This is a genomic window from Shewanella sp. ISTPL2 (genome assembly GCF_013283205.1).
GTDB classification, from domain to species: domain Bacteria; phylum Pseudomonadota; class Gammaproteobacteria; order Enterobacterales; family Shewanellaceae; genus Shewanella; species Shewanella oncorhynchi.
Map to the genome: position 1 here is coordinate 1 of NZ_JAAPAV010000006.1, position 1,028 is coordinate 1,028.

1 protein-coding gene is annotated in these 1,028 nt (G+C 47.8%); it reads right to left on the reverse strand.

Going from position 1 to position 1,028, the window contains the following annotated elements; genetic code table 11:
• The coding region (gene tuf, locus HUB64_RS23035; protein ID WP_173497994.1) for an elongation factor Tu at nucleotides 1-1,028 on the reverse strand (1,028 nt) is incomplete at both ends.

Consider the following 1,028-nt stretch of genomic DNA (forward strand, 5'->3'; position numbering starts at 1 on the left):
TCGCCAGGCATTACCATCTCTACGCCTTCTGGCAGTTCGATAGTACCGGTTACGTCAGTTGTACGGAAGTAGAACTGTGGACGGTAGCCTTTGAAGAATGGAGTGTGACGTCCGCCTTCTTCTTTTGACAGAACGTAAACTTCTGATTCAAAAGTCGTGTGTGGGTTGATTGAACCTGGTTTAGCCAATACTTGACCACGTTCTACGTCATCACGCTTAGTACCACGTAATAACACACCACAGTTCTCGCCTGCACGACCTTCGTCAAGCAGTTTACGGAACATTTCTACACCAGTACACGTTGTTTTAGTCGTTGTGCGAACACCAACGATTTCAACCTCGTCACCCACTTTAACAATACCACGCTCAACACGACCAGTAACTACTGTACCACGGCCTGAAATTGAGAATACGTCTTCGATTGGCAGTAGGAACGGCTTATCGATGTCACGTTGTGGTTCTGGAATGTAAGAATCCAGTGCTGCGGCTAATTCAAGGATCTTAGCTTCCCACTCTGGTTGACCTTCTAGGGCCTTCAGAGCTGAACCTTGGATTACTGGTAAATCATCACCTGGGAAATCGTATTCTGACAGAAGTTCACGCACTTCCATTTCAACCAATTCCAGTAACTCTTCGTCATCTACCATGTCACATTTGTTCATGAACACGATGATGAAAGGTACGCCAACCTGACGAGAAAGCAGGATGTGCTCACGAGTCTGTGGCATTGGACCGTCTGTAGAGGCAACTACTAGAATCGCGCCGTCCATCTGTGCAGCACCAGTGATCATGTTTTTAACATAGTCAGCGTGGCCTGGGCAGTCTACGTGTGCGTAGTGACGTGAAGGCGTGTCATATTCGATGTGAGAGGTATTGATCGTAATACCGCGCTCACGCTCTTCTGGAGCGTTATCGATTTGAGAGAAGTCTTTAGCTTCGCCACCGTAGGTCTTAGCCAGTACGTGAGAGATAGCTGCAGTCAGTGTGGTTTTACCATGGTCAACGTGACCAATGGTGCCCACGTTTAC